Source organism: Lentzea sp. NPDC051208, assembly GCF_040682435.1.
GTDB classification, from domain to species: Bacteria; Actinomycetota; Actinomycetes; order Mycobacteriales; family Pseudonocardiaceae; genus Lentzea; species Lentzea kristufekii.
In genome coordinates this window covers 171,680-196,620 of the sequence record NZ_JBFBAW010000016.1, presented here as the reverse complement: position 1 = coordinate 196,620, position 24,941 = coordinate 171,680, and the positions used below count along the sequence as shown (strand labels likewise).

Here is a 24,941-nt window from a genome sequence, read left to right as displayed (position 1 = left end):
GAAACAGGAACCCCGCGCCGCGAGGCACAGCGCATAAGCGCTACCCGCCACACGGCGGGTGGGAATCCCTGTCCTTCAACGCAGGGAGAAGTCAATAAGCTGGGGAACGTGACCAGCGAGAGCCTTGAAGACGTCCCCGCAGAGGTGCGCGAGCGGCATGCCGTGCTCGCGGAAGAGGTGCGCTCGCACCAGTTCCGCTACTACGTGCTGGACGATCCGATCGTCACCGATGGTGAGTTCGACGCGATGCTGGGGCAGCTGGAGGCGCTGGAGGCCGAGCATCCCGGCCTCGCCACGCCGGAGTCGCCGACGCAGCTCGTCGGCGGCACGTTCTCGACCGAGTTCAAGGCGGTCGACCACCTGGAGCGCATGCTCAGCCTCGACAACGTCTTCGCCCAGGACGAGCTGACGGGCTGGTTCGAGCGCGTGCAGAAGGAGATCGGCTCCGGCACGCACTTCCTGTGCGAGCTGAAGATCGACGGCCTCGCGATCAACCTCCTCTACGAGAAGGGCCGGCTCACGCGGGCGCTCACCCGGGGCGACGGCCGCACCGGCGAGGACGTGACGCTGAACGTCCGCACGATCGCGGACGTCCCCGTGGTGCTCGAGGGTTCCGCCGAGTACCCGGTGCCCGACCTGGTCGAGGTGCGCGGCGAGGTCTTCTTCGCGGTCGAGGACTTCCTGGCGCTCAACGCCTCGCTGGTCGAGCAGGGCAAGCCGCCGTTCGCGAACCCGCGCAACACCGCCGCCGGGTCGTTGCGGCAGAAGGATCCGAAGGTCACGGCCTCGCGCAAGCTGCGGATGATCTGCCACGGCATCGGCAAGACCCGGGGCTTCGAGGTCGCCCGCCAGTCGCTCGCCTACGAGGCGCTGAAGTCGTGGGGCCTGCCGGTCTCCTCGCACACCGAGGTGCTCACCGACCCGGCGGACGTGCGCAAGAAGGTCGAGTACTGGGGCGAGCACCGGCACGACGCGGTCCACGAGATCGACGGGCTGGTGGTCAAGGTCGACGAGGTGTCGCTGCAGCGGCGCCTCGGCACGACGTCGCGCGCCCCGAGGTGGGCCATCGCGTACAAGTACCCGCCGGAGGAGGCCACCACCACCCTGCTCGACATCCAGGTCCAGGTGGGCCGCACCGGCCGGGTGACGCCGTTCGCGGTGATGGAGCCGGTGAAGGTGGCGGGTTCCACGGTCGCGCGGGCGACGCTGCACAACGGGTCGGAGGTCAAGCGCAAGGGCGTGCTGATCGGCGACCGCATCGTCATCCGCAAGGCGGGCGACGTGATCCCCGAGGTGCTCGGCCCGGTGCTGGCCGCGCGCCCGGCCGACGCGCGCGAGTTCGAGATGCCGACGAGGTGTCCCGAGTGCAACTCGGTGCTGCGCCCGATGAAGGAGGGCGACGTCGACATCCGCTGCCCCAACGCGGAGACGTGCCCCGGTCAGCTGCGCGAACGCCTGGCGTACCTGGCCTCCCGCGCCGCTCTCGACATCGAGGTGCTCGGCTACGAGGCGGCCGCGGCGATCACCGAGTCCACGATCTACACCAACGAGGCCGACCTTTTCGACCTCGACGCTGAGGCGTTGCGGCAGGTCGAGCGCTTCACGACGAAGAACGGCGAGCTGTCCGCGAACGCGCTGAAGCTGATCGACAACCTGGAGGCGGCGAAGGAGCGTCCTCTGTGGAGGGTGCTGGTCGCGCTGTCGATCCGCCACGTCGGGCCGACGGCCGCCCGCGCGCTGGCCCAGCAGTTCGGCTCGATGGACGCGATCCTCGAGGCCGAGGAGGAGGCACTCGCCGGTGCCGAGGGCGTGGGCCAGACCATCGCGACGGCCGTGGTCGAGTGGCGGGAGACGGAGTGGCGGCAGCACGTCGTCGAGCGCTGGCGGGCCGCCGGTGTGCGGATGGAGGACGAGCGGGACGCGTCCATCGAGCGCAACCTCGAAGGCCTGTCCATCGTGGTCACCGGCTCGCTCACGGAGTACTCGCGCGACTCGGCCAAGGAGTCGATCCTCGCCCGCGGCGGCAAGGCGGCGGGCTCGGTCTCCAAGAAAACCGCTTTCGTGGTGGTCGGCGACTCGCCAGGATCCAAGTACGACAAGGCCATCTCGCTGAAGGTGCCGGTCCTCGACGAGGCGGGCTTCCGCGTCCTGCTGGAGCAGGGCCCCGACGCGGCGCGGGAGGTGGCCCTCCCCGCCGGAGACGGCTCAGTGGAAGAAGGCGCAGATGGCTGATCTGATCATCCGCCCGGCGACGGAGGCCGACCTGCAGGCGGTCGGTTCCGTCACGCTCGAGGCCTACGTCGCCGACGGCGTCGTGGATGCCCACGACAGCTACGCGGCAGTCCTCTCGGACGCCGAGTCCCGCTTCCGCGACGCGGAACTGCTCGTCGCCCAGGACGAGTCGGGCACGGTCCTCGGCTCGGTGACGGTGGTGCGCCCCGGCACGCCCTACGCGGAGATCTCCCGGCCGGGCGAGCTGGAGTTCCGCATGCTGGCGGTGTCGGCGGCGGCGCGCGGCCGCGGCGTCGGCGAGGCCCTGGTGCGGGCGGTGTTCGACAAGGCGCGCGCGGCGGGCGTGACCCACGTCGTCCTGTCGTCGTCGGAGAAGATGCTGGCGGCGCACCGGTTGTACGAGCGGCTGGGGTTCACGCGGTTACCGGAGCGCGACTGGAAGCCGTTGCCGGGCGTGAACCTGGTGGCGTACGCGTACGGAACACCGCTCTGAGCAACCCCGTTCGCGGCCGTGCGTCCACAGGACAGTCGCCGCGGATGGGGGTTCGCGAATGAGATCGGTCTTTCTGCTCGCGCCGGTGCTGCTGGCGGCCGCCTCGGCCGCCTCGGCGGCACCGGCACACCTGCCGGCCGACGATCGCCGGCAGCTCGCGGAGCTGACCCAGCGCTACCTCGAACGCCGGGCGGACAAGATCACGGCCCGCCCGCAGGAGCCGGGTTTCGGCGTGCCCACGACCGAGGCTTTCGCCGCCCGGTTGCGCGTCGACGAGGCCAAGCTGGCCGACCGTCGTGCGCGGTACGCCACGTTCAACCTCGGCAGCTACTCGCACGCGAAGGTCCGCACCGAGCTGACCCGGGTCGTGGTGGCCCAGGACGGCAGCGCCGTCGTCCACGTCCAGGAGGTGACCGAACTCCACTTCGGCAAGCCCGCCGGGGTCACGCACAGCGCCTTCGCCACGGGCCACGTCCTGATCTTCGACCGCACTCCCGCCGGCTGGGCGCTGGCGGCCGCGATGCGCCCACCGGGCTCGGTGTGCAAGGTTCCGCCGGAAACGCAGTTCTGCGGCGTCCGCTCAGAGCGATGACATGATCCGCGCCCGCAGCTCGGGGTCACCCGCCGCCTGCTCGTACAGCAGTTCCCGCAGCACCTCGGGCGGCAAGGTTCTCAGCACGTCCTTGAGTTCCACGTCCTCGGCGTCCGGCGGCGGCACCGTCTCGCCCCGGTCGAGCAACACCAGCCCGACGGCCACGCAATGCTTGCAGAAGAACCCCTCAGATCCGTGCGGGCAGCTGCACGCGCCCACCAGATGAGTCCCCGACCACGACAGTTCCACCGCGTACGCGTCCTCGTCACCACCCCGCACCCGCGCCGCCACGTGACGGCTGTGCACCCGCAGGGACAGCACGGCTTCGCGGTAGGTCAGGCCGCGCCAGTACGACTTGGTACCCGCGCGGTGCAGCAGCAGCTCGGTGGTGAGGGTCGTCGACACGGGGGTCATCCAACCGGGTGACCGCAGAAAGGATCAACATGATCGCGATCGGCCCACTCGAACCCGCGGACCGAGCCAGGTGGCAGGAGCTCTTCGAGGGCTACAACACCTTCTACGAACGCACGCTGCCAGCGGAGATCTACGACAAGAAGTGGGAAGCGTTCCAGGCGAACAAGAACATCCACGCCCTATGTGCCCGCGTCGACGGCGCGCTGGCCGGCATCACGCACTTCTTCAAGCACCCCAGCACGTCCGGCCCGGACGTCTGCTACCTGCAGGACCTCTTCACCAGCCCCGAGGCGCGCGGCCGAGGCGTCGGCCGCGCGCTCGTCGAGGCGGTGACGGACTGGGCGAAGCAGCAGGACTGCTGCCGCGTCTACTGGCACACCAGCGAGTGGAACGAGACCGCCCGCGGGCTCTACGACCAGATCGCGGAGAAGACGCCGTTCGTCCACTACCGAATCGTGCTCTAACGAGCCGTCGTCTCCAGGTCGAGCAACGTCACGGCCGCGCGGAAGTACTTGTTGGTGCCCAGGTCGCGCACGGTCTTGATGTTGAACGCGGCCTTCAGCTTCTCCGCGTCGCCGGCGCTCACGCCCTGCAGCGCGTCGACGGGAGCGTCCAGGATCTCGGTGAGCGGGAGGTTCTCGTAGGCCTTGTCGAGGAGCATGTCGAGGTTCACCGTGATGGCCATGATCTTCATACCTCCGGGAAGTGGGGGTGGGTGATCACGGCCGATTCTGGTGTCAGCCAGGCGATCCCGCAGATCGTGCTGTCACCGCTTGCGCTTGAGCGCGACGACGATCACCGCCGCCACCGCGAGCACGCCGGCCACGCCCAGCGCCAGATCACCGATCGCCAGGCCGTTCTCCTGGGCCAACACCAGAGCCAGTCGCATGAGGCCAACCTAGTGGTGCGACCGGTCCGTCTGACCGCGAATCCCCCGGCAACCTTCCGAGTCACACCACCCGCCCTTGGAGCAACGCCGCGACGAGGATTGTGTGGGACCGTATGAGGTGTGCTGCAAGCCTGTCTGAACGGCTCCCGCACAGCCGAGGAGCACCCGGCCCTGCCGTTGTCCGCGGAACGCCTCGCCGAGGACGCGGCCGACGTCGCCGCGCTCGGCGTCACATCGGTGCACATCCATCCGCGAGACGTCATCGGCGCGTGCACGCTCGTCGGGCCCGAGGTGGCCACGACGATCGCGACCGTCCGCGCCGCCGTCCCCGGCATCGAGATCAGCGTGTCCACCGACGTGCCCGGCCACCGCGGCACGCTGATCGGCAGCTGGGCCCCGCTCGCGGCGGGCCGGCCGGACATCGCCGGCGTGCACGTCGGCCGGCCCGGCTGGCGCGACCTCGCCGAGGCCCTGCGCCGGGTCAACGTCAAGGTCGAGCTCGTCGTGGCATCGCCCGGCCTGCTGACGGAGTTGCCCGCCGGCGTCAGCCGCATCACGGTGACCGCGACGCGCGAGACGGCGGAAAGCCTGCTCAGGGAGGTGGAACCGCTCGGGCTGCCGGTCCTGCTGCACGGCAGGGACGCCGATGCCTGGTCCGTCCTCGACTACGGCGCGCTGCTCGAACACCACGTGCGCATGGGACTGGAGGACACGCTGCACCTGCCCGACGGCCGCCGGGCGAAGAACAACGCCGAACTGGTCGCGCTGGCGCGCAGGCGCCAGCGGTCCAGGGCTCCCAACTAGCCGGGGAGCACCACCAGTCGGGAGGCGCTGTCAGTCGGGGAGGACCACCGCGACGATGCCGGCCAGGTGCGCGAGTCTCGCCACCTCGGCCGCGCGGAACATGGGCCCGCCCGGCCGGCCGACGACGAGCACGCGGTCCGGCTTGCCCAGCGGCGTGGCGGCGAGTTCGGTGCCCAGCTCGCGCCAGGTCTCCGGTACCCACTCCTCCTCGCCGTCGAGCACGGTCGCGCGCTCCAGCGGGAACCACGGCACGTCCGCCATCCGCGTCTCCGGGGCGGCCGACGACGCGGTCAGGCGGTTGATGCCGGTGCCCTCGGGCCCGACGACGACGGCCCAGCCGGCGCGGATGATCTTCGGGACGCCCTCGGTGAAGATCTCGAGGCCCTTCCTGGGCTCCTCGGCGATCTCCTCCACGAGCTCCAGCTCGCGATGGGTGTCGAGGATGCCCGCGTAGGGACGCACCGCGTCGACCTCGACGCCCTCGATCGACTCGGCGGCGGTGATCAGGGTGTCCGGCAGGCGGCCGGACGGGAGCTCCACCACGAGGTCGTCGATGGCGATGCCGGAACCGCGCTCCACCACGTCGACGCTGAGTATGTCCGCCCCGATCTCGCCCAAAGCCGTTGCGACCGCGCCGAGGGTGCCGGGACGGTCCGGGAGCTGGACCCGGATCAGGAACGACAAGGTGAACGCCTCCATAGCTCGTGCGAGAGACCCCGCGCCTCGCGCCGTTGCCGGTCGGTGATTCTCGCAGACGCATCGTCAACGCATGACCTGCTGTCCGCGTTGCGGATCGGTTAAGTTGACGTGCCGGTCAACCACGGAGGCGGTAACCCGTTCGAAGGCGCGCCTGACCAGCCCATAGACTCACGGGGTTCCCGATTCGTATCCCGACCCTACGGGGGTTGACAGGAGTGCCCAGCATCTCCCGCGACGAGGTCGCGCACCTGGCGAAGCTCGCCAGGCTGGCTGTTACCGAGGACGAGCTCGACTTGTTCGCCGGACAGCTCGACGTGATCCTCCAGTCGGTGGCCTCGGTTGGCGACATCGCCACTGCCGACATCCCGCCGACGTCGCACGCCGTTCCGCTGACCAACGTCTTCCGCGAGGACGTGGTCCGTCCGAGCCTCGGTCAGCAGCAGGCGCTCTCCGGCGCTCCTGAGGCCGAGGACGGCCGGTTCCGCGTGCCCCGCATCCTGGGTGAGGAAGCATGACCAACGACCTGATCCACGCGACCGCGGCAGAGCTCGCCGCGAAGATCCACAGCGGCGAGATCTCCAGCGTCGAGGTCACCCAGGCCCACCTCGACCGCATCGCCGAGACCGACGGGAAGGTCCACGCCTTCCTGCACGTCGACACCGAGGGCGCGCTCGCGCAGGCCCGCAGGGTCGACGAGGCCGTCAAGGCGGGTGAGCAGGTCTCGCCGCTCGCCGGTGTGCCGTTGGCGCTCAAGGACGTCATGACGACCGAGGGCGTGCCGACCACGGTCGGTTCCAAGATCCTCGAAGGCTGGATCCCGCCCTACGACGCCACGGTGACGCGCAAGCTCAAGGAAGCCGGCGTCGTCATCCTCGGCAAGACGAACATGGACGAGTTCGCCATGGGTTCGTCCACCGAGAACTCGGCGTACGGCCCCACGCACAACCCGTGGGACCTCGACCGCATCCCCGGCGGCTCCGGCGGTGGCTCGTCCGCCGCGCTGGCCGCCCTGCAGGCGCCGCTCGCGATCGGCACCGACACCGGTGGCTCGATCCGCCAGCCCGGCGCCGTCACCGGCACCGTCGGCGTGAAGCCCACCTACGGCGGTGTGTCCCGCTACGGCCTGGTCGCGTTCTCCAGCTCCCTGGACCAGGCCGGTCCGTGCGCGCGCACGGTGCTCGACGCCGCGTTGCTGCACGAGGTCATCGCGGGCTACGACCACATGGACTCCACGTCCATCAACGCGCCCGTGCCTCCGGTCGTCGCCGCTGCCCGCGAGGGTCTGAGCGGTGACCTGTCCGGTCTGCGCATCGGTGTCGTCACGCAGTTCACCGGCGAGGGCTACCAGCAGGGTGTGCTGCGCAGCTTCGAAGCCGCCGTGTCGCAGCTCAAGGAGCTCGGCGCGGAGATCGCGGACGTGTCGTGCCCGAGCTTCGACTACGCGCTGCCGGCGTACTACCTCATCGCGCCGAGCGAGTGCTCGTCGAACCTCGCCCGGTTCGACGCCATGCGCTACGGCCTGCGCGTCGGCGACGACGGCACGCGCAGCACCGAGGAGGTCATGTCGCTGACCCGCGAGGCCGGCTTCGGCCCGGAGGTCAAGCGCCGCATCATGATCGGCACGTACGCGCTGTCGTCCGGCTACTACGACGCGTACTACGGTTCGGCGCAGAAGGTCCGCACGCTGATCACGCAGGACTTCGCGAAGGCGTTCGAGAACTTCGACGTGCTCATCTCGCCGACCACGCCGACCACGGCGTTCAAGATCGGTGAGCGCGCGAACGACCCGATGGCCATGTACAAGGCCGACCTCTGCACCATCCCGGCGAACCTCGCGGGCACGCCGGCCATGAGCGTGCCGAGCGGTCTGTCCGATGAGGACGGAATGCCGGTCGGCCTGCAGATCATGGCCCCGGCGCTGCAGGACCACCGCATGTACCGGGTGGCCGCGGCCTACGAGGCGGCGCGTGGCGCGTTCGGAGGTCCGTCGCTGTGAACATCAAGAAGGCAAGGGGTCTCCTCGGCCTCGCCGGTGCCGTCGCGGGAGCCGCGGGAGCGTTCTCCGGCTTCCGGGCCGCCCGTGCGAACAAGGACAAGCTGGCCCTGGCGAACGCGATCGCCAGCATCGCCGTGGCGATCACCGGTGCGGCGCTGGCCGTTCGTGCTCTGCGGAAGGACGACTTGGCATGACCTCTCTGGTTGAGCTGATGGACTACGACGAGGTCATCGAGAAGTACGACCCCGTCCTGGGCCTGGAAGTGCACGTCGAGCTGCACACCAACACGAAGATGTTCTGCGGCTGCGCCAACGCCTTCGGCGGCGAGCCGAACACGAACACCTGCCCCACGTGCCTGGGCCTCCCGGGTTCGCTGCCGGTGGTGAACGGCAAGGCCGTCGAGTCGGCGATGCGCATCGGCCTCGCGCTGAACTGCGAGATCGCCGAGTGGTGCCGGTTCGCGCGGAAGAACTACTTCTACCCGGACATGCCGAAGAACTTCCAGACGTCGCAGTACGACGAGCCGATCGCGTTCAACGGCTGGCTCGACGTGACGCTGGACGACGGCGAGGTCATCCGGGTCGAGATCGAGCGCGCGCACATGGAGGAGGACACGGGCAAGTCGCTGCACGTCGGCGGCGCCACCGGTCGCATCCACGGCGCCGAGCACTCGCTGCTCGACTACAACCGCGCCGGTGTGCCGCTGATCGAGATCGTCACGAAGATGATCCCGGGCACCAAGGAGCGCGCGCCCGAGGTCGCCCGTGCGTACGTCACGGCGCTGCGCGACCTGCTCAAGGCGCTCGACGTGTCCGACGTCCGCATGGACCAGGGCTCGCTGCGCTGCGACGCGAACGTCTCCCTGTCGCCGAAGACCACCGGCGCCCTGGGCACCCGCACCGAGACCAAGAACGTCAACTCGCTGCGCAGCGTCGAACGCGCTGTCCGCTTCGAGATGACGCGCCAGGCCGCGGTGCTCGAGTCCGGCGGCGAGGTCATCCAGGAGACCCGTCACTTCGACGAGTCGTCGGGTACGACGTCGCCGGGCCGCAAGAAGGAGACGGCGGAGGACTACCGCTACTTCCCGGAGCCCGACCTGGTCCCGATCGCGCCGTCGCGCGAGTGGGTCGAGGAGCTGCGCCTCACCCTGCCCGAGCTCCCCTGGGAACGCCGCGCGCGCATCCAGAAGGACTGGAACCTCACCGACGAGGTCCTCCGCGACCTGGTCAACGCCAACGCGCTGGACGTCATCATCGCCACCGTCGAGGCGGGCGCGAAGCCGGACGAGGCCCGCTCCTGGTGGGTGTCGTACCTCGCGCAGCAGGCCAACTCGAAGGGCATCGAGGTCACCGACCTCGCCATCACCCCGGCCCAGGTGGCCAGGGTGATCGAGCTCGTGAACGCGGGCACGCTGACGAACAAGCTCGCCCGCGAGGTCGTCAACGGCGTCCTGGAGGGCGAAGGCTCCCCGGACGACGTCATCGAGAAGCGCGGCCTCAAGGTCGTCTCGGACGACTCGGCCCTGGAGAAGGCCGTCGACGAGGCCCTCGCGGCCCAGCCCGACGTCGCGCAGAAGATCCGCGACGGCAAGGTCCAGGCGGCCGGCGCCATCGTCGGCGCGGTCATGAAGGCCACCAAGGGCCAGGCGGACGCCGCGCGCGTGCGCGAGATCGTGCTCGCACGCTGCTCGTAGATACACATTCGCCATAAAAATCACAAAGGGTCACCTGTTCGTGCAGGTGGCCCTTTGTGATCTTAGGCCGTCCGAGTGGCTGTTAGCTAAATGAGACGTATGTCTGTAGCCGTGTGTGCGAGTCTCTCCGTGCAACTCATCTGGGGGGATGAGAAGTAAATAGTCCAAACGAGGGGGGAATCCTCATGACTGTTCAGCGCGAGAACTTGGATGTTGTGACCGGGGCCGACGTGGTCGAGGCCGCCGAGTCGGTGCTCGAGGGCACGCCGGTCGTCGAACCGGTGGTCGAGCCGGTGCCGCCGGCCGAGGTGCCGAAGCCGGACAAGAAGGAAGACCCCGAAGTCACGCCGATGTGCTGCGGCGGCATGCCGGGGCATGGGTTCGTGCGGCCGCTTGAGTTCGTGCACGCTCCTGACTGCGCGAACGCGAAGGCAGACTAGTCACAGTGCGTGTCCTGTCCGTCACCTGGTCCTGTGCCTGGTTGGCGGACAGCGGCACGTGCTGCCATGTGGTGTGATGATCACATGCCCGCTCGTGCCTTGGAGAGAGCACGCGAGCTGCACCTGAGAGGGTGGGCGGAGCAGACGAGGTTCCGCTTCCCGTCGGCCATCAGGCTTCTCAAGAGGGCTCTCGTGCACGCCGACCGCGCCGATGACTCTCCTGATCGGACTGAGTTGCGCGCCCGCACGCTCTACATGCTCGGCCTTTGCATTGGCGAGACGAGCGGTATGGACGTCGCGGTGGAGGTTTTCGACGCTGCCCGCAGCGAGATCGACCGGTTGCCGGATCCGAAGCTCCGGGCCCAACTGCACGGCAGCGCGGACAACAACCAGGGCCTCATGGTCATGCGCATGGGGCAACCGGACCAAGCCGTCGAGTGGTTCGGCCGGTACATCGCCTTCGCGGAACAGGAGATCGGTCGTGACCCGGACCGCGGCCTGGTCGAACGGTTCGCGTCCTCGCTGGTGAATCGCGGGTTCGCGTACGCGGCCGTGCGGAAGCGCGAGCTGGCGATCGCGGATCTCGAGAAGGCGATCGCGCTGGCTCGCGAACACGACCTCCAGCCGCACTACCCGTTCGCGATGCACGCGTTGGGCAACGTTTACAAGCAAAGTGGTGCCTTGGCCGAGGCGTTGCGTCGCTACGAGGTGGCCGAGCGCATCTTTCGCGGCGACGACCAACACGGCTACCTCGCGCGGCTGCAGCTCGACCAGGCCGAGGCCATGCTCATGATCGGACTGTCCGATGAGGCCGGTAAGCACCTCGACGAGGCGCTTCCGGTCATGCGCAAGGAGAAGTTCGGCCAGGAGATCGCCGAGGTCGAGATGTTCCGCGCCTCGGCGGCGTTGCTGGACGACCAGCTCGACCTGGCGCGCCGCATGGCGAAGAGGTCCGAACGCAAGCTCATCCGCCGGGGCAGCACCTGGTGGATGATGGCCGGCCTGATCGAGCTGTGGGCTCACGGCCGGCATGCCATGCGCACCAAGCGGATCTCGAACGCGTTGGTGCAGAAGGCGTTGACGCTGTCCGCCGAACTGGCCGCCAACCACCTCGTCGACGAGTCCAGGCTCGCTCTGCTGCTCGCGGCCCGGCTGGAGATCCGCCGGGGCAGGCTCGCGGACGCCGAGGAGCTGCTGAAGAAGGTGCCGGGGCCTCGCACGGTCACGCCGCTCGACCACCGCATGCAACGCCGGCTCGTGCTGGCCGAGCTGGCGCTGGCCAAGGGAAGTCGCCGGGCCGCGTTGACGCACGCACGGCAGGCGCTCGACGAGCTCGGCCGGGTGCGCGACCAGCTCGGTGGCCTGGAGCTCGTGTCCGCCACGGCGGTGCACGGCAGGGAGCTGAGCGAGCTCGCGATCAAGCTCGCGCTGGAGGACGCCGACGCGCGCCGGCTCTTCGCCTGGCTGGAACGCACGCGTGCGCAGACCTACCGGTACGAACCGCTGGAGGCGACCGACAACAACGAGGTCGCGGAGCGGATCACCGAGGTGCGCAACCTCAGCTGGGCGATCCTGCGGCACGGCCTGTCCGGTCAGCCGACCGCCGAGTTGCGCGGCAAGCTCGTGAAGGCGCAGCGCGAGGCGAACCGGCTCGGTTGGCACTCGCAGCGGTGGGGCAAGCCCCGGCCGGTCGCCGGCATCGCCGAGGTGATCGCGGAACTCGGGCAGCGGGCCCTGGTCAGCTACGTCGTGTCCGGCGGCGAGATGGCCGCCGTCGTCGTCGCCGGTGGCCGCGTGAGCCTCGTGCGGCTCGGTGCCGCGGCCGAGGCGCTGGAGAGCGCCCAGAAACTGCACTTCGACCTCAACGCCCTTGCGCCTGACCACCTGCCGCCACCGTTGGTGCAGGTCATCGGTGCGTCCGCGCACAAGCAGGCCGACCGCCTCGACGCGTTGCTGATCAAACCGCTCACGCACCTCATCGGTGACCGCGAGCTCGTCATGGTGCCGACCGGCGAGCTGTACGCCGTGCCGTGGGGTGTGCTGCCGAGCCTGCACGGACGTCCGGTCGCCACCGCGCCCTCGGCCACGGCCTGGCTCGCCGCGGCGCAGGCCGGCAAGCCGAAGACCGACCGCGTGCTGGTGGTGCAGGGACCGGGGCTCCTGTTCGGGCACGGCGAGGTGGACAAGCTGGCGACCTATCACGCCAACGCCACCATGCTCTCCGGAGACACCGCCACCGCCGCCGAGGTCATGGCGCACCTCGACGGGGCCGACCTCGTGCACGTCGCCGCCCACGGCGAGCACGAGACCGAGAACGCGCTGTTCTCCCGGCTCGAACTGTTCGACGGGCCGTTGTTCGCGCACGAGCTGGGCCGGCTGAGGAACCCGCCGGCACACGTGGTGCTCGCGGCGTGCGAGCTGGCGTTGAACCGCATCAGGCCTGGTGACGAGGCGTTGGGGTTCGCCGGCGCGATGCTGGCGGGCGGGACGCGGACCGTGGTCGCCGCGGCCAGCAAGGTCGGGGACGAGGCCAGTGCCGCGGCGATGGCCGACTACCACCGGGCGCTGGTGGCCGGGGCCGCACCGGCGGTGGCGCTGGCCGAGGCGATGGCGAAGGACCCGTTCCGCCGGCCGTTCCTCTGCCTGGGGTCCGGCTAGGCCGATCGAGTGGTCGTCCGCTGGGAAGCCGCTGGTCAGCGGTGACTTCCACGCTGGCTGCGAAGGTGCTTGGTGAACTTCTCCCGTCGTTGTGCCATCTTGGACTGGACCGAGGGGAAGCCAACGGCCCGCCTATCGGCTCTAGTCGATAGGCGGGCCGTTGTGCGAGAAACGACCACATGCGCAGAACTCTGCTCGCTGTACTCCTTGCCGCCGCCGCGGTGATAGCGGCACCCACGACCGGAACAGCGCAACCGACTGCATCCATACCTTCGGTCACGGACCGAGAGCCGGGCAACGGTCCTGAGCGCAACGAAGTCGCCACGCTGGACAACGCTTTCCAGGCGCAGTCCGTACTGGCTCAGGGGGAGAACCAGGCCGACCGACACCAGGGTTACCCGCGCCGGACGACGCTGCGGACGTACCCGGAGAACACGGCCGACAAGTCCATCAAGCTCGGCCTCGCGCCGTACCACTCGCTCGCGCCGAAGCTGAACGCGTTGCAGCAGAAGAGCAACAGGATCTCCGTCGAGGTCGTCGGGCAGTCCGGGCTCGGCCGCGACCTGTACCTCGTGACGCTGACGGCGCCGGAGAGCGCGACGGAGACCCGGATCCAGGAACGGTTCCGCGCCACCATCGAGGAAGGCCGCAACGTTCCGGCGGGCCTGTACAAGGCGCCGATCTGGATCAACAACAACATCCACGGCGACGAGTGGGAGGGCACCGACGGCGCGTTGCGCGTCATCGAGCACCTCGCCACCAGCAACGACGCGGACACCAAGAAGCTGTTGCAGCGCAGCAGGATCTACTTCAACCTCTCGGCGAACCCGGACGGTCGCGTCGCCGGCACGCGCGCGAACAGCGCCGGCTTCGACCTCAACCGCGACTTCGTCACGAGCTCCCAGCCCGAGAACCGGGCCATGCAGGACGTCGTGGAGCGCACCCAGCCGTTGATGATGCTGGACGAGCACGGCTACGTGGCGAACACGCTGATCGAGCCGACCACGCCGCCGCACGGCCAGAACTACGACTTCGACCTGTACATCAAGCACGGCTACGCCAACGGCCTGCTGATGGAGAAGGCCGTGCAGGCGCTCGGGCATCCCGAGGCGGCGAAGCCGGAGATCCCGTTCCGCGACTACCCCGTCGGCGAGTGGGACGGCTGGGCGCCGATCTACACCGCCCAGTACGCGATGTACCACGGTGCCGTCTCGTACACGATCGAGATCCCGATGCGCGTCAACCGCGGCGACTACGACACCCTGCCGGCGGCGGAGCTGCAGCGCCGTTCGAAGATCAACACGGACGTCGTCGAGGCCACCATCAAGACCACGCTCGACTACGTGGACGACAACCGGCGCAGCCTGATCGAGAACCAGACGGAGATGTTCCGCCGCGGCGCCGCCGGTGAGAAGCAGCGGTACATCCCGGACGGCTTCGTGCCCGGCTTCGGGCCGGAGGACCGCTTCAGCACGGAGTTCCCGCGCGCCTACGTGATCACGAACGACCGGTCCGCACCCGCCGCCGCGCGGCTCGTCGACCAACTCGTCCGGCACGACGTCCGGGTCGAACGCGCGGAGAGGCCGTTCACGCTGGGCGGCAAGCGCTACCCGGCCGGGTCGTACGTCGTGGACATGCACCAGCCCAAGCGCGGCCTCGCGAACGTGATGCTGGAGCAGGGCAGTGACATCTCCGACAAGGCGCCGGTCATGTACGACATCTCCGGCTGGAGCCACCGCCTGCTGTGGGGTGCGTCGGTCGACGTGCTCAAGAACGGCCAGTTCCGCTTCGACGGCAAGCCCGTCACCGCGGCCGCGCCGACCGGTGCCGTCGACGCCGCGCCGGGCGCCGACCTCGCCCTCACCCTGACCGACCAGAAGGACGTCAGCGCGGCCAACGACCTGCTGTCGCGTGGCCTCGAACTGCGCCGCCAGGAAGACGGCACCGTCGTCGTCCCGGCCAGGGAGAGGGCCGCCGCACAGGAGGTCGCCGACCGCTACGGCGTGCGCTTCACCACCGCCAAGCCCGGTGGGGAGGCGTTGCAGCGCAAGGTGATCGCGGCCGCCGTCTCCGCCGACGAACTCCAGGTGCTGCGCGAGTCCGGGTTCGACGTCCGCACGATCTCCACGGCGGTGCTGAACGCGGGCTTCGACTGGTCGCGGATCGACGCGCTGTACGTGGGCGCCGGCCTGAACTACACCCAGCTCAACGCCACCGCGAAGGCCGCGCTCGACGAGTTCCTCAAGCGCGGCGGTGTGGTCACGCGCGGTGCGACGGGCAGCAGGTTCAACGCCGACGCCAAGCTCCTGCAGGCCACTCCGGTCGCCGGCTGGGAGGACGCCAACGGCGTGGTGAACGTCGTCAACGGCACCGGCCCGGTCGGCGCCAACGCGTTGCCGCACTCGTTCGTCTACTCACCGCAGTGGTTCACGAACCTCGGCACGGGCGTGACGGTCGAACAGCGCTACGGCAGCACGGTGATCGCCGCGGGCCATTGGCGCGCACGGGACGACGGCACCGGCGGTCAGGACGCGGCAGCGGGTCAGGCTGCGGTCGTGTCCGGTACGGCGGCGAACGGCGCGAAGGTGGTGTTGTTCGGCACGGAGCCGATGTTCCGCAACCACCCGAAGGGCCTGTACGCGCAGGTCGCGCGCGCTCTGTTCTGGAGCGCCAGCTAAAGACCAAGGGGGCGGGGAAGGCCCCGACAGCCTTCCTCGCCCCCTCGCAATACCCCGCTCACGGGTTCCCGGTTCCCGATCTACGAAACCCCCGGCGGCAGGAAGCCGTGCGCCGACAGGTCGAACCAGTTGCCTTCGGGGTCGATCGCCCGGTACTCCGCGAACGGCCGGTCGCCGGCCCGCAACGCGGGCCGCGGCTCCAGCGTCTCCAGGTACGACGCGACGTCGTCCACCTGGAACCCGAAGTGGTTGAAGCCGGCCGGCACGTCACCGTCGAGCCGCTGCTGGATCAACGCCAGGTTGACGTACCCGTCGGTGACGAAGTGGCTGCCGTCGGGATCGGTGTGGAACAACGACATCCCGAACCGCGACGTGTAGAAGCCGGCCATCTCCTGCGCGTCCCGCACGACGAACGCGATGTGCCGCAACCTCGGCCTGCTCATGGCTTTCCCTTCGGGATCATGTTGTGGAACGCGGCGATCTCCCACCCGTCCTCGCGCCGCACGACGACGGCCTGCGCGTGGGTGGTGATGCCCGCCGGGGCGATGGACGACGTGACGTGCACGACCGAGATATCGGAGGTCAGCGGCCTGATCAGGCTGATCTCGGCGGTGAGCTTGGTGTCGCGGTAAGGCCCCGCGAAGAGCTGGGAGTGCCCGGCGGCCACCGCGTGCCGCCCGAACAGCTCCTCACCGCGCACGGTCACGAAGTCGACGTCCTCGGCGAACACGGAGGCGAACGCGGCGCCGTCCCCGAGGGCCCAGCCCTGCTCCATGCCTTGCCACAGCGCGTAGATCTGTTCGGTCATGAGTGGTTCATCCTCAACGGCAGGCGCAGGCACTCGGCGTCCCACGCGGCAAGCGAGTAGTAGAGGCCGCCGTGGCGGCGTTCGAGGTAGCAGACGACGTTCACGGGCCATCCGCTGTTGCGGAACATGTGCTCGTCCATCGGCGTCGGGCTGTCGCTCAACGGCCGGTCGCGCTCGCACTCGGGCCCGAGCCGGTGCCAGTCCGGGTGCAGGTGGATCGAGCCGAGGACGTCCACACCGCGGGCGTCGGCCTTCCGCGTGATCGTCAGCAGGTCGGCGGGGTCGAGCCACCACGCCCGCACCGGGTTCTCGTACGCCGTGCCGAACCGGGGCACGATCGTCGACGAGAACTCCTCGCGCGCCGAGGGGTCCGTCAGGCGTGCGTTGCGGCCGAACGCCACCTCCGACACCACGGCCTCGTTGCCGGCGGACCGGCCGAGCAGCACCGCGAAACACGGTCTCGGCTCGTCCTCGGTGATGAACGAGTATTCGGCGGACGCGGCCTCCAGAAACGTTTTCACGGCGCGGTCCGAAAACAGCACCGCGTCGGTGCGCGCCGGGCACTCGGCCAATTCCATCACGTGATCGAACGTATCGAGGCGAAGTCGTCTCATGCGAGATGGCGAAGGGTGTTCGCCCTATTACATTGAGCGATAACATCGGACTCATGCGTCTGGAAGTGCGGCACCTCGAACTGGTCGTGGCGATCGCCGACTGCGGCAGCCTGCGCAAGGCCGCCGCCCGGCTGCACCTCACCCAGCCCGCGGTGACGACGCAGCTCAAGCGCATCGAGGACCATTTGGGCGGCACGCTGTTCCTGCGCGCGGCCGACGGCGTCAAGCTCACGCCGACCGGCCACGATTTCGTCCAGGAGGCGCGATCAATGCTCACTCAGCTCGTCACGCTGGAACGCGTAACGCGCCGTAACGCGCAATGCGCCAGCGCTCCGACCAGGCTCGCGGGAATCCCCGCTCATCACTTCGGACTACTCGTCGCCGCGTTGAAGGACAACGTCACCAGCCGCACCATCAAGGAGACGGGCACGCTCACCGCGCTGCTCACCACCGGCGAAATCGACATCGCCGTCCTGCGCCGATTTCCCGGCACGCCGCTGACCCTTCCGCCGAACGTGGGGCATCGCCTGCTCACCCGCGAGCCGCTGTTCGTCGGCGTGCCCGAACACCATCCGCAAGCACAGCAGCCCGAGATCGGGCTGGAAGCCCTGGCGGGCGACAAGTGGGTCATGCCGGAGCCCGACGACAGCGGCATGAACGCCCACTTCGCCCGCGAGTGCGCGGCCAAGGGCTTCGAGCAGCGGATCGCGCACTTCAGCAGCGAGGCGCACGTCGCGCTGACGTTGATCAGGGAGTCCGGCGCGGTCTGCCCGCTCTACCCGGTCGGCGGCACCCCGCCCGGCGTCGCGCGCCTGCCGATCACCGGCACCCCGCTGGTGCGCGAGGTCGTGCTGGCGTGGCGCACGGACGCGCCGGTCGCGGAGGAGATCGACGGCCTGTGCGAGCAGGTCGCCGCGGGCTATCTGAAGCTGGTCGAGGAGAGCGAGGTCTACGCGCGGTGGTGGCGCGACGGAGGAGAGCGGTTCGCGCTCAGCCCCTGACTCCTCAGTCCTTCGTGCCGCCGCCGTTGTTCGGGCGCACGATGATGACGACCCGGTCGTCCGACGACACCGGCGTGCCACCCGCCTTGTTGACCGTGCCGACCAGCGACGCCGACTCGTTCAGCATCTCCATCGGCCCGAGCAGGCCGAAGCCGTCCTCCGCCATCGCGATCTCGGGCTTGCCCGTGAAGGCACCGGCGGCGTTCATCGACAACGACTGGTAGCCGGGCGTCTTGGACGTCGCCACGGACAGTTGGTCCGAGTACGACGAGCAGCCCATCACGCCGGGCCGGTCCGGCCACGCCCACGCGACCTCGCCGAGCTTGCCCGGCGCCACGCGGTAGACGACGTCGCCGCTCGCGGCCCAGTCCGTCACCCAGGTCTTCGAGGCGTCCGCCGAGACGCACAGACCGCCAGGCAGCCGCAGCCCGGAGGAGACGACCGCGCTGCCGGCCGTCGGATTGCCCTGGGCGGGCTGGCCGGAGCCGTCGATCCGCAGCACCTTCCCGGCCAGCGAGTTCGGGTCCGCGGCCAGCGAGGGGTTCCCGGCGTCACCGGTCGCGACCAGGATCGCGCCCTTGCGGTCGCTCGCCAGCACACCCCGGTTGCCCGACGGGCCCTTCGGGATGCCGGTGAGGATCGGCTTGGGCGAGTCGCCGGGCGCGATGCGCAGCACCCGGTTGTCCGTCGCCGTCGTCACGTAGACGTACGCGAGCTGGTCCTCGGCGAACGTCGCCGACAGCGCGAGCCCGGTCAGCCCGCCGTCGGTCGACGTGTCGACCGGCAGCTGGGCGATCACGACCGGGTCGACGTCCTTGGTGACCTTGAGCAGGCGGCCGCCGCGTTCGGTCGCGTACGCCGCGACGCCGCCCTGGGCGTCCGCGCCGATCGGGGCGACGCCCGTGACGGTGTTCAGGCAGGTGGCCACGACGGCCGGGTGGTAGTCCTTGCAGCCCTGCGGCGGCGGCACGCTCTGCGGCGCCGGGTTGCGGCCCGGGTCGCCGGGCGTCGGGCGGTACTCGCCCGGCAGCTCCGGCTTCGGGCCTGCCTGCGGGGTCAGCTGTGGTTGCGCGCTCCACTGCGTGGGCGCCGGCTCGTCGGGAAAGCTGGCGCAGCCCCCTGCCAGCAGGCAGACGGCGGTCAGCAACGCTACGGAACGAACCACGACTCCCAGGTTAGGTGCGGGGCCGTGAACCCGAAGTCAACTTCTCGGAGGTGGCGAAGTCGACCGACCGGACGCGGTCGAGCAGCAGGTCGAGTTCGGCGCTGACCACCTCGGGCGCTTCCAACGGCAGGTAGTGGCTGCACGGCAGCACCCGCAGCCGTGCCTGGGGCAGCGCGGCGACGGGCCCGGACATGCTCTCCGTCGTCGCCAGCACGTCGTCACGACCGGCCAGCAGTGTGATCGGGCACACGATCGTGCCGAGTTCCTGGCGCGGGGTCTCGCCCAGTGCGAGCGCCAGCGTGAAGTACCAGCGCCAGTCGTGCTGCAGGAACCGGCTCACCGCCTGACCGACGGCCGTCGGGTCGCTCGAGGGCTTGATCACGCCGCTGTGCCGCAACAGGAACGTCGTCGCGTCCGTCACCGGGACGCGGTGCAGCACCCTGTCGAGCACCGGACCGGCCTGCTGCAGCAGCCTCGTGCCCGTCAGCCCGACGAACCGGCGCACGATCTTCGGCACCAGCGGCAGCATGGCTTCGAACGAGTCACCCGGCGCGCCCGCGACGAGCAGCAGGCCCGCCACCCGTTCCGGATGACGCAACGCCAGCTCGGCCGCGATCGTCACACCCATCGACCAGCCCATGACGACGCACCGCTCGATGCCCGCGTCGTCCAGCACGGCGATGGCGTCCGACACGTGGTCGTCCAGCGAGATGTTGCGCTCGTCGACCGGGCGGTCCGAGCCCATCGTGCCGCGCATGTACCAGCTGAGCAGGCCGCCGCGATCGGTCAGCGAGGGCCACGACTCGGGGCCGGAACCCACGCCGGGGCACAGCAGCACAGGTGTTCCTTCCCCTGGTGCCTGCCACGTCCGGATCTTCGTGCCGTCCCACGCGATGATGTCGTGCTCCCGCATGACGGACATTCTGACGTACTTTTGCTTGGTGACGCTCACCGTGCTCGTGCCAGATGATTTCGGAGTTCAAGCGCTGTCCCAGGTGGACGGTGTCCGGCCGGTTCGCTACGTGCCGGGGGAGCCGCTGCCGTCTGACGCCCAGAACGCCGAGGTGCTGATCCCGCGGTTCCTCGCGGGCACCGACCCGCGCGAGGTCTTCGCGCAGTTGCCGAACCTCAAGCTCGTGCAGTTGCTCAGTGCCGGTGCGGAGAACTTCGTCGGCAAGGTGCCGGACGGCGTGCTGCTCTCCACCTGCCGCGGCGCGCACGGCGGCAGCACCGCGGAGTGGGCCATCGGCGCGTTGATCGCGATGTACCGAGACTTCCTCGTCTTCGAGCGGGCCAGGGCCGAGGGCCGCTGGGACTACCACCTCACGGACACCCTGCAGGACAAGAAGGTCCTGATCGTCGGCGCCGGCGACCTGGGTGAGCAGCTGAAGCGCCGCCTCGAACCGTTCGACGCGACGGCGACGCTGGTCGGCCGCACCGCCCGGGAGGGCGTGCACGGCCAGGACGAGCTGCCGCAGCTGCTCCCGGAGTTCGACGCGGTGGTGATCTTCACCCCGATGACGGAGGAGACCCGTCACCTGGTCGACGCCAAGTTCCTGGCCGCGATGAAGGACAACGCGATCCTGGTCAACGGCGCGCGCGGTCCCGTCGTGGACACGGACGCATTGCTCGCCGAACTGAATTCCGGGCGACTGCGCGCGGCCCTCGACGTGACCGATCCCGAACCGCTGCCGGCCGATCATCCACTGTGGACCGCGCCGGGCCTGTTCCTCACCCCGCACGTGGCCGGGTCCTGCACGGGGCACACGCAGCGCGCCTACGCGATCGCCGCCGCGGAGGTCGCCCGGTTCGCCGCAGGGGAGGAGCCCCGCAACCTCGTGCGCGGCACCTACTAGTTCATTCGGGTGAAACTGGGCTGCCGTTCGGCTCTCGCGCGCCCGCACGAGGCCCCCTAGCGTGCGGGCGTGGCTACTCACGACAAAGGCTCGGCGAGTTCGAGCGCTTTCTCCGACGACTCGTTCTACTCGAGCAGCGGAGGGGGAGTGCACCACTTCGACGACGGCACCACCAGAGCCGGGTCGGACGTCCTGTCGCCGTACGACTCCACCACGAAGTCGTTCGACACGACGGCCTACACGCCGCTGGAGACGTCCACAGAGGACTCGCGGGACGCGGACCCGTTCGACGACGACCGCAGGAAGTTCGGCTGGACCGCCGGCCCGGACATCGGTCTGCTCGGGCTGCGCGCGGTGCTCGGCGGCATCTTCGTGCTGCACGGCCTGCAGAAGGTCTTCGGGCTCTTCGGCGGCCCCGGCATCAACGGCTTCGCGCAGTCGCTCGAGAAGATGGGCTACCGCGAGCCGGTCGTCCTCGCCTGGGTCACCGGCATCACCGAACTGGCCGGCGGCGCTCTGCTCGTGCTGGGCCTCTTCACGCCGCTCGCGGCGGCGGGCCTGCTCGCCGTGATGGCCAACGTCATCGCGCTGCAGTACAAGGGCGGCTTCTTCGGCCCCAACGGCGTGGAGCTGGAGCTGGCGCTCGCGGGCATGGCGTTCGCGGCGCTGTTCGCCGGACCGGGCCGGGCCGCCCTGGACTACAACCGCAGCTGGTTCCGCCACCCGCTGGCGGCCGGGTTCATCGCGCTGCTGATCGGTGCCGGTGGCGCCGCGGTGACGTACTTCGTGTTCCGGTAGGAATCCCCGCATGCGGAAGAACCTGACGGGAGCGGTGCTCCAGCTCGCCCTGCTGGTGGTCGGGATCCCGGTCGTCTACCTGGTGGCGTTCCCGTTCGGGCTCACCGCGAAGTCCCTGCTGCCGCCGCTCGGCCTGCTCGCGGGCCTGATCGTCGCCGGCGTCATGGTCAAGAAGACGGAGCAGCCCGTCAGCGGTCCGCTGACGGGCTGGCTCGTGTTCGGCGCCGCCATGGCGCTCGCCTTCGCTCTTTAACGGCTCGGGTCGCGCACCGCGCCGGTGGACGCGTCCGTCGCCATCCGCGCGTACGCCCGCAACGCCGCCGTCACCGGGCGGATCCGGTCCACCGGCTGCCACGGCCGTTCCGACGCCTCCATCTTGGCGCGGCGCTCGGCCAGCACGTCGGCGTCGACCAGCAGCTCCAGCCGCCGCTCGTGCACGTCGATCAGGATCCGGTCACCGTTCTCGACGAGGCCGATCGTGCCGCCGCCCGCCGCCTCCGGCGAGATGTGGCCGATCGACAGGCCCGACGAACCGCCGGAGAACCGGCCGTCCGTGATCAGCGCGCACTTCTTGCCGAGGCCGGAGCCCTTGAGGAACGCCGTCGGGTGCAGCATCTCCTGCATGCCGGGGCCGCCGGACGGGCCCTCGTAGCGCACGACCAGCACCTCGCCCGCCTGGATCTCCTTGTTCAGGATCGCCGAGACGGCCTGCTCCTGGGACTCGACGACGCGCGCCGGGCCCTCGAAGTGCCACAGCTCCTCGTCGATGCCCGCTGCCTTGATGATCGCGCCGCGCTCGGCCAGGTTCCCGCGCAGCACGGCCAGGCCGCCGTCCTTGGTGTAGGCGTGCTCGACGTCGCGGATGCAGCCGCCGGCCGCGTCGGTGTCCAAAGAGGACCAGCGGTTCGACGTCGAGAACGCCTCGGTCGTCCGCACGCCGCCGGGAGCGGCGTGGAACAGCTCGATCGCCTCCGGCGACGGGTTCTCCGCGCGGATGTCCCACTTGCCGAGCCACTCCGCCATCGTCGGCGTGTGCACCGACGTGACGTCGTCGTGCAGCAGGCCACCGCGGTAGAGCTCGCCCAGCAGGGCGGGGATTCCGCCGGCCCGGTGCACGTCCTCCATGTGGTAGTCGGAGTTCGGCGACACCTTGGACAGGCACGGCACGCGGCGGGACAGGTCGTCGATGTCCTGCAGCGTGAAGTCGATCTCGCCCTCCTGCGCGGCGGCGAGGATGTGCAGCACGGTGTTCGTCGAGCCGCCCATGGCCATGTCGAGCGCCATCGCGTTCTCGAACGCCTTGCGGTTCGCGATCGACCGCGGCAGCACCGACTCGTCGTCCTCGCCGTACCAGCGCCTGCACAGCTCCACGATCACGCGGCCCGCCTCGGAGAACAGCTCGCGGCGCGCGGCGTGCGTGGCCAGCGTCGAGCCGTTGCCCGGCAGCGAGAGCCCGAGGGCCTCGGTGAGGCAGTTCATGGAGTTCGCGGTGAACATGCCGGAGCAGGACCCGCAGGTCGGGCACGCGGAGCGCTCGACCTCGGAGAGCCCTTCCTCGCTCACGGCGGGGGAGGCCGAGGCGGAGATCGCGGTGATCAGGTCGGTCGGCGCGACGGCGACACCCTCGACGACGACGGCCTTGCCGGCCTCCATCGGGCCGCCGGACACGAACACGACGGGGATGTTGAGCCGCATCGCCGCGTTCAGCATGCCGGGCGTGATCTTGTCGCAGTTCGAGATGCACACGATCGCGTCGGCCTGGTGCGCGTTGACCATGTACTCGACGGAGTCGGCGATGATCTCGCGGCTGGGCAGCGAGTAGAGCATTCCGCTGTGGCCCATGGCGATGCCGTCGTCGACCGCGATGGTGTGGAACTCGCGAGCGACACCGCCCGCCTCGCGCACCGCCTCGGCCACGATGTCCCCGAGATCGCGCAGGTGCACGTGGCCGGGCACGAACTGCGTGTAGGAGTTGGCGATCGCGATGATGGGCTTGCCGAAGTCGCTGTCGGTCATGCCGGTCGCGCGCCAGAGGGCGCGGGCACCCGCTGCGTTGCGGCCGTGAGTGGTGGTGCGAGAGCGGAGCTGAGGCACTGCTCCTCCAGATTCAGTTCAAGAAAAAAGCGCGCGGGACGCGGGGTGCGGCGTCCACCAGTCTGGGAGCGGTGACTCAAAGGTTACTTGTGCGCAGACTCGCCGCGACCAGCAGACAGGCCAGTGCGAGCGTGATCACGTGCACGACGGTGCACCACAGGCAGATCTTGCCGATGATCAGGAACTCGGCCGCCACCAGGTAGACGACCATCAGGACGCCGACTCCGACGGCCGCGAGACGCACCCACTTCAGGGCGTCGATCCGCCACGCGAACGGGAGGCAGATCACGGTCAGGAACGCGAAGAAGGCCAGTCCGAGGAACGCGACGGGGATGCCCAGCAACTCCGACTGCTCGCTCGTCGTCACCGTCTCGCAGTCGATGACGGAGTCCGCCGAGCACAGCAGCGCACTCGCGTTGAAGTGCGTGTACGTCAGATAAGCCGAGGTCAGCAGGCCTGCGATGGACAGCAGCAGGCTCAGCAGCGGAACTCGTTTGATCACTTCTCCGACTCTACGACCTCTTCCGCGGCGTCTTTCGCGGGCTCCTCCGCGGCAGGTTCCGCCTCGACCGTCGGGTCGGGCACGCGCCCGCCGCTGACCAACGACAACGCCGGCAGGTGCATGAACCGCACCGCGGGCAGCGTCACCTCGGAGTCGTCGTCCTTCACGGCCTTGAGCCAGCCCTTGCGGGCCAGCCGGATCGACTTCACCTCGGACCACTCGAGCGTGGTCGTGCCGAACACGCCGCGGGCGACGAGCTCGTCCTCGGTGACGGTCGTGCGGTTGCGGATCACCCAGTACGCGTAACCGAGCGGGAGGACGTAGAGCGCTTGCAGTCCCGGAGCGAGCCACGCCACAGGGGTGACGCAGATGGCGATCAAACCCGCTGCGAGCAGGGCCGTTGCCGGGATGCGAAAGACCAGCTTCTTCACTCGAAGGATTGTTCCACGTCCACGATCCGGGAATTCCATCCCGCAGAGTTGACGCACTCTTGCGCGAGGCGATAACGTCCGCTT

The 24,941-nt window shown here is 69.6% G+C and carries 28 protein-coding genes; 16 read left to right on the top strand and 12 right to left on the bottom strand.

The window, feature by feature from the left end; genetic code table 11:
• Positions 1-108 precede the first annotated feature (108 nt).
• The 3 genes from ligA to AB0M48_RS33795 are packed head-to-tail and all read left to right on the top strand — an operon-like array spanning position 109 to position 3,317.
• Positions 109-2,232, top strand: a complete 2,124-nt coding sequence (gene ligA / locus AB0M48_RS33805) for an NAD-dependent DNA ligase LigA (protein WP_363849619.1) — start codon at positions 109-111, stop codon at positions 2,230-2,232.
• Complete coding sequence (locus AB0M48_RS33800) at positions 2,225-2,725, top strand: GNAT family N-acetyltransferase (protein WP_363849617.1); 501 nt, start codon at positions 2,225-2,227, stop codon at positions 2,723-2,725. The genes ligA and AB0M48_RS33800 overlap by 8 nt, the downstream gene beginning before the upstream one ends.
• Positions 2,726-2,783: 58 nt before the next feature.
• Positions 2,784-3,317 (top strand): hypothetical protein, encoded by a 534-nt coding sequence (locus tag AB0M48_RS33795; RefSeq protein WP_363849615.1) that lies wholly within the window; start codon positions 2,784-2,786, stop codon positions 3,315-3,317.
• On the opposite strand, the gene AB0M48_RS33790 is transcribed toward AB0M48_RS33795, so the two are convergent.
• Positions 3,306-3,722, bottom strand: coding sequence for a hypothetical protein (locus tag AB0M48_RS33790; RefSeq protein WP_319989690.1), 417 nt, complete (start codon positions 3,720-3,722; stop codon positions 3,306-3,308). The genes AB0M48_RS33795 and AB0M48_RS33790 overlap by 12 nt on opposite strands.
• Before the next feature lie 38 nt (positions 3,723-3,760).
• Here AB0M48_RS33790 and AB0M48_RS33785 point away from each other — a divergent pair, with 38 nt between their 5' ends.
• Complete coding sequence (locus AB0M48_RS33785) at positions 3,761-4,195, top strand: GNAT family N-acetyltransferase (protein WP_363849612.1); 435 nt, start codon at positions 3,761-3,763, stop codon at positions 4,193-4,195.
• On the opposite strand, the gene AB0M48_RS33780 is transcribed toward AB0M48_RS33785, so the two are convergent.
• Positions 4,192-4,416 carry a hypothetical protein gene (locus AB0M48_RS33780; RefSeq protein ID WP_266042273.1) on the bottom strand — a complete coding sequence of 75 codons (225 nt, stop codon included), beginning with the start codon at positions 4,414-4,416 and terminating at the stop codon, positions 4,192-4,194. The two genes, AB0M48_RS33785 and AB0M48_RS33780, sit on opposite strands and share 4 nt — an antisense overlap.
• Before the next feature lie 81 nt (positions 4,417-4,497).
• The gene (locus AB0M48_RS33775) at positions 4,498-4,620 is read right to left on the bottom strand and encodes a hypothetical protein (RefSeq protein ID WP_363849610.1); all 123 of its coding nucleotides are present in this window, start codon (positions 4,618-4,620) and stop codon (positions 4,498-4,500) included.
• A gap of 120 nt (positions 4,621-4,740) precedes the next feature.
• Between AB0M48_RS33775 and AB0M48_RS33770 the strand changes: the two genes are divergently transcribed.
• Positions 4,741-5,424 (top strand): 3-keto-5-aminohexanoate cleavage protein, encoded by a 684-nt coding sequence (locus tag AB0M48_RS33770; RefSeq protein WP_363849608.1) that lies wholly within the window; start codon positions 4,741-4,743, stop codon positions 5,422-5,424.
• Between the two features lie 30 nt (positions 5,425-5,454).
• Here the strand turns inward: AB0M48_RS33770 and AB0M48_RS33765 are convergent, their stop codons facing one another.
• A complete protein-coding gene (locus AB0M48_RS33765) occupies positions 5,455-6,108 on the bottom strand; it encodes an ACT domain-containing protein (RefSeq protein WP_363849632.1) in 654 nt (217 codons plus the stop codon).
• A gap of 230 nt (positions 6,109-6,338) precedes the next feature.
• Between AB0M48_RS33765 and gatC the strand changes: the two genes are divergently transcribed.
• From gatC to AB0M48_RS33730, 7 genes are all read left to right on the top strand, one after another.
• Positions 6,339-6,638: an Asp-tRNA(Asn)/Glu-tRNA(Gln) amidotransferase subunit GatC gene (gatC, locus tag AB0M48_RS33760; RefSeq protein WP_030467875.1), complete on the top strand. Its 300-nt coding sequence runs from the start codon at positions 6,339-6,341 to the stop codon at positions 6,636-6,638.
• A complete protein-coding gene (gene gatA, locus AB0M48_RS33755; RefSeq protein WP_319989695.1) occupies positions 6,635-8,119 on the top strand; it encodes an Asp-tRNA(Asn)/Glu-tRNA(Gln) amidotransferase subunit GatA in 1,485 nt (494 codons plus the stop codon). The genes gatC and gatA overlap by 4 nt, the downstream gene beginning before the upstream one ends.
• A complete protein-coding gene (locus tag AB0M48_RS33750; protein ID WP_363849605.1) occupies positions 8,116-8,313 on the top strand; it encodes a hypothetical protein in 198 nt (65 codons plus the stop codon). Before gatA ends, AB0M48_RS33750 begins: the two co-directional genes overlap by 4 nt.
• Positions 8,310-9,812 (top strand): Asp-tRNA(Asn)/Glu-tRNA(Gln) amidotransferase subunit GatB, encoded by a 1,503-nt coding sequence (gene gatB / locus AB0M48_RS33745; protein WP_363849603.1) that lies wholly within the window; start codon positions 8,310-8,312, stop codon positions 9,810-9,812. The genes AB0M48_RS33750 and gatB overlap by 4 nt, the downstream gene beginning before the upstream one ends.
• 185 nt (positions 9,813-9,997) lie before the next feature.
• Positions 9,998-10,252 (top strand): hypothetical protein, encoded by a 255-nt coding sequence (locus AB0M48_RS33740; RefSeq protein WP_363849601.1) that lies wholly within the window; start codon positions 9,998-10,000, stop codon positions 10,250-10,252.
• An 84-nt stretch (positions 10,253-10,336) separates the two neighbouring features.
• Positions 10,337-12,910 (top strand): CHAT domain-containing tetratricopeptide repeat protein, encoded by a 2,574-nt coding sequence (locus AB0M48_RS33735; RefSeq protein ID WP_363849599.1) that lies wholly within the window; start codon positions 10,337-10,339, stop codon positions 12,908-12,910.
• 179 nt (positions 12,911-13,089) lie between these two features.
• Entirely contained in the window at positions 13,090-15,588 is a 2,499-nt protein-coding gene (locus tag AB0M48_RS33730; RefSeq protein ID WP_363849597.1) for a M14 family zinc carboxypeptidase, read from the top strand.
• Positions 15,589-15,668: 80 nt separating this feature from the next.
• Here the strand turns inward: AB0M48_RS33730 and AB0M48_RS33725 are convergent, their stop codons facing one another.
• Genes AB0M48_RS33725 through AB0M48_RS33715 form a run of 3 tightly spaced genes read right to left on the bottom strand, consistent with a single transcriptional unit; the run spans position 15,669 to position 16,974 of the window.
• Positions 15,669-16,031 (bottom strand): VOC family protein, encoded by a 363-nt coding sequence (locus AB0M48_RS33725; protein WP_363849595.1) that lies wholly within the window; start codon positions 16,029-16,031, stop codon positions 15,669-15,671.
• Positions 16,028-16,396: an SgcJ/EcaC family oxidoreductase gene (locus AB0M48_RS33720; protein WP_363849593.1), complete on the bottom strand. Its 369-nt coding sequence runs from the start codon at positions 16,394-16,396 to the stop codon at positions 16,028-16,030. The genes AB0M48_RS33725 and AB0M48_RS33720 overlap by 4 nt, the downstream gene beginning before the upstream one ends.
• Complete coding sequence (locus AB0M48_RS33715; protein ID WP_363849591.1) at positions 16,393-16,974, bottom strand: hypothetical protein; 582 nt, start codon at positions 16,972-16,974, stop codon at positions 16,393-16,395. The genes AB0M48_RS33720 and AB0M48_RS33715 overlap by 4 nt, the downstream gene beginning before the upstream one ends.
• Before the next feature lie 89 nt (positions 16,975-17,063).
• Here AB0M48_RS33715 and AB0M48_RS33710 point away from each other — a divergent pair, with 89 nt between their 5' ends.
• Entirely contained in the window at positions 17,064-18,011 is a 948-nt protein-coding gene (locus AB0M48_RS33710) for a LysR family transcriptional regulator (RefSeq protein ID WP_363849589.1), read from the top strand.
• A gap of 4 nt (positions 18,012-18,015) precedes the next feature.
• On the opposite strand, the gene AB0M48_RS33705 is transcribed toward AB0M48_RS33710, so the two are convergent.
• Positions 18,016-19,176 carry a PQQ-dependent sugar dehydrogenase gene (locus tag AB0M48_RS33705; protein ID WP_363849588.1) on the bottom strand — a complete coding sequence of 387 codons (1,161 nt, stop codon included), beginning with the start codon at positions 19,174-19,176 and terminating at the stop codon, positions 18,016-18,018.
• Between the two features lie 10 nt (positions 19,177-19,186).
• The gene (locus AB0M48_RS33700) at positions 19,187-20,089 is read right to left on the bottom strand and encodes an alpha/beta hydrolase (RefSeq protein ID WP_363849586.1); all 903 of its coding nucleotides are present in this window, start codon (positions 20,087-20,089) and stop codon (positions 19,187-19,189) included.
• A 28-nt stretch (positions 20,090-20,117) separates the two neighbouring features.
• Here AB0M48_RS33700 and AB0M48_RS33695 point away from each other — a divergent pair, with 28 nt between their 5' ends.
• From AB0M48_RS33695 to AB0M48_RS33685, 3 genes are all read left to right on the top strand, one after another.
• Positions 20,118-21,032 (top strand): 2-hydroxyacid dehydrogenase, encoded by a 915-nt coding sequence (locus AB0M48_RS33695; protein ID WP_363849585.1) that lies wholly within the window; start codon positions 20,118-20,120, stop codon positions 21,030-21,032.
• Between the two features lie 69 nt (positions 21,033-21,101).
• The gene (locus AB0M48_RS33690) at positions 21,102-21,830 is read left to right on the top strand and encodes a DoxX family protein (RefSeq protein ID WP_363849583.1); all 729 of its coding nucleotides are present in this window, start codon (positions 21,102-21,104) and stop codon (positions 21,828-21,830) included.
• A 10-nt stretch (positions 21,831-21,840) separates the two neighbouring features.
• Entirely contained in the window at positions 21,841-22,083 is a 243-nt protein-coding gene (locus tag AB0M48_RS33685; protein WP_363849581.1) for a hypothetical protein, read from the top strand.
• Here AB0M48_RS33685 and ilvD read toward each other — a convergent pair.
• The 3 genes from ilvD to AB0M48_RS33670 form a co-directional block, all read right to left on the bottom strand.
• On the bottom strand, positions 22,080-23,924 hold the full coding sequence (gene ilvD, locus AB0M48_RS33680; protein WP_363849580.1) for a dihydroxy-acid dehydratase: 1,845 nt from the start codon (positions 23,922-23,924) through the stop codon (positions 22,080-22,082). The genes AB0M48_RS33685 and ilvD overlap by 4 nt on opposite strands.
• A 76-nt stretch (positions 23,925-24,000) precedes the next feature.
• Positions 24,001-24,426 (bottom strand): vitamin K epoxide reductase family protein, encoded by a 426-nt coding sequence (locus AB0M48_RS33675; RefSeq protein ID WP_363849578.1) that lies wholly within the window; start codon positions 24,424-24,426, stop codon positions 24,001-24,003.
• On the bottom strand, positions 24,423-24,857 hold the full coding sequence (locus tag AB0M48_RS33670; RefSeq protein WP_363849577.1) for a PH domain-containing protein: 435 nt from the start codon (positions 24,855-24,857) through the stop codon (positions 24,423-24,425). The genes AB0M48_RS33675 and AB0M48_RS33670 overlap by 4 nt, the downstream gene beginning before the upstream one ends.
• Between the last annotated feature and the right edge of the window lie 84 nt (positions 24,858-24,941).

Bases quoted from the DNA above. Each gene is read 5' to 3' on its own strand.
- gatA (WP_319989695.1), top strand. From the start codon at position 6,635: ATGACCAACGACCTGATCCACGCGACCGCGGCAGAGCTCGCCGCGAAG.
- AB0M48_RS33730 (WP_363849597.1), top strand. From the start codon at position 13,090: ATGCGCAGAACTCTGCTCGCTGTACTCCTTGCCGCCGCCGCGGTGATA.
- AB0M48_RS33740 (WP_363849601.1), top strand. From the start codon at position 9,998: ATGACTGTTCAGCGCGAGAACTTGGATGTTGTGACCGGGGCCGACGTG.
- AB0M48_RS33725 (WP_363849595.1), bottom strand. From the start codon at position 16,031: ATGAGCAGGCCGAGGTTGCGGCACATCGCGTTCGTCGTGCGGGACGCG.
- AB0M48_RS33735 (WP_363849599.1), top strand. From the start codon at position 10,337: ATGCCCGCTCGTGCCTTGGAGAGAGCACGCGAGCTGCACCTGAGAGGG.
- gatB (WP_363849603.1), top strand. From the start codon at position 8,310: ATGACCTCTCTGGTTGAGCTGATGGACTACGACGAGGTCATCGAGAAG.
- AB0M48_RS33775 (WP_363849610.1), bottom strand. From the start codon at position 4,620: ATGCGACTGGCTCTGGTGTTGGCCCAGGAGAACGGCCTGGCGATCGGT.
- AB0M48_RS33720 (WP_363849593.1), bottom strand. From the start codon at position 16,396: ATGACCGAACAGATCTACGCGCTGTGGCAAGGCATGGAGCAGGGCTGG.
- AB0M48_RS33780 (WP_266042273.1), bottom strand. From the start codon at position 4,416: ATGGCCATCACGGTGAACCTCGACATGCTCCTCGACAAGGCCTACGAG.
- AB0M48_RS33685 (WP_363849581.1), top strand. From the start codon at position 21,841: ATGCGGAAGAACCTGACGGGAGCGGTGCTCCAGCTCGCCCTGCTGGTG.
- AB0M48_RS33710 (WP_363849589.1), top strand. From the start codon at position 17,064: ATGCGTCTGGAAGTGCGGCACCTCGAACTGGTCGTGGCGATCGCCGAC.
- AB0M48_RS33785 (WP_363849612.1), top strand. From the start codon at position 3,761: ATGATCGCGATCGGCCCACTCGAACCCGCGGACCGAGCCAGGTGGCAG.
- AB0M48_RS33800 (WP_363849617.1), top strand. From the start codon at position 2,225: ATGGCTGATCTGATCATCCGCCCGGCGACGGAGGCCGACCTGCAGGCG.
- AB0M48_RS33715 (WP_363849591.1), bottom strand. From the start codon at position 16,974: ATGGAATTGGCCGAGTGCCCGGCGCGCACCGACGCGGTGCTGTTTTCG.
- AB0M48_RS33700 (WP_363849586.1), bottom strand. From the start codon at position 20,089: ATGCGGGAGCACGACATCATCGCGTGGGACGGCACGAAGATCCGGACG.
- AB0M48_RS33795 (WP_363849615.1), top strand. From the start codon at position 2,784: ATGAGATCGGTCTTTCTGCTCGCGCCGGTGCTGCTGGCGGCCGCCTCG.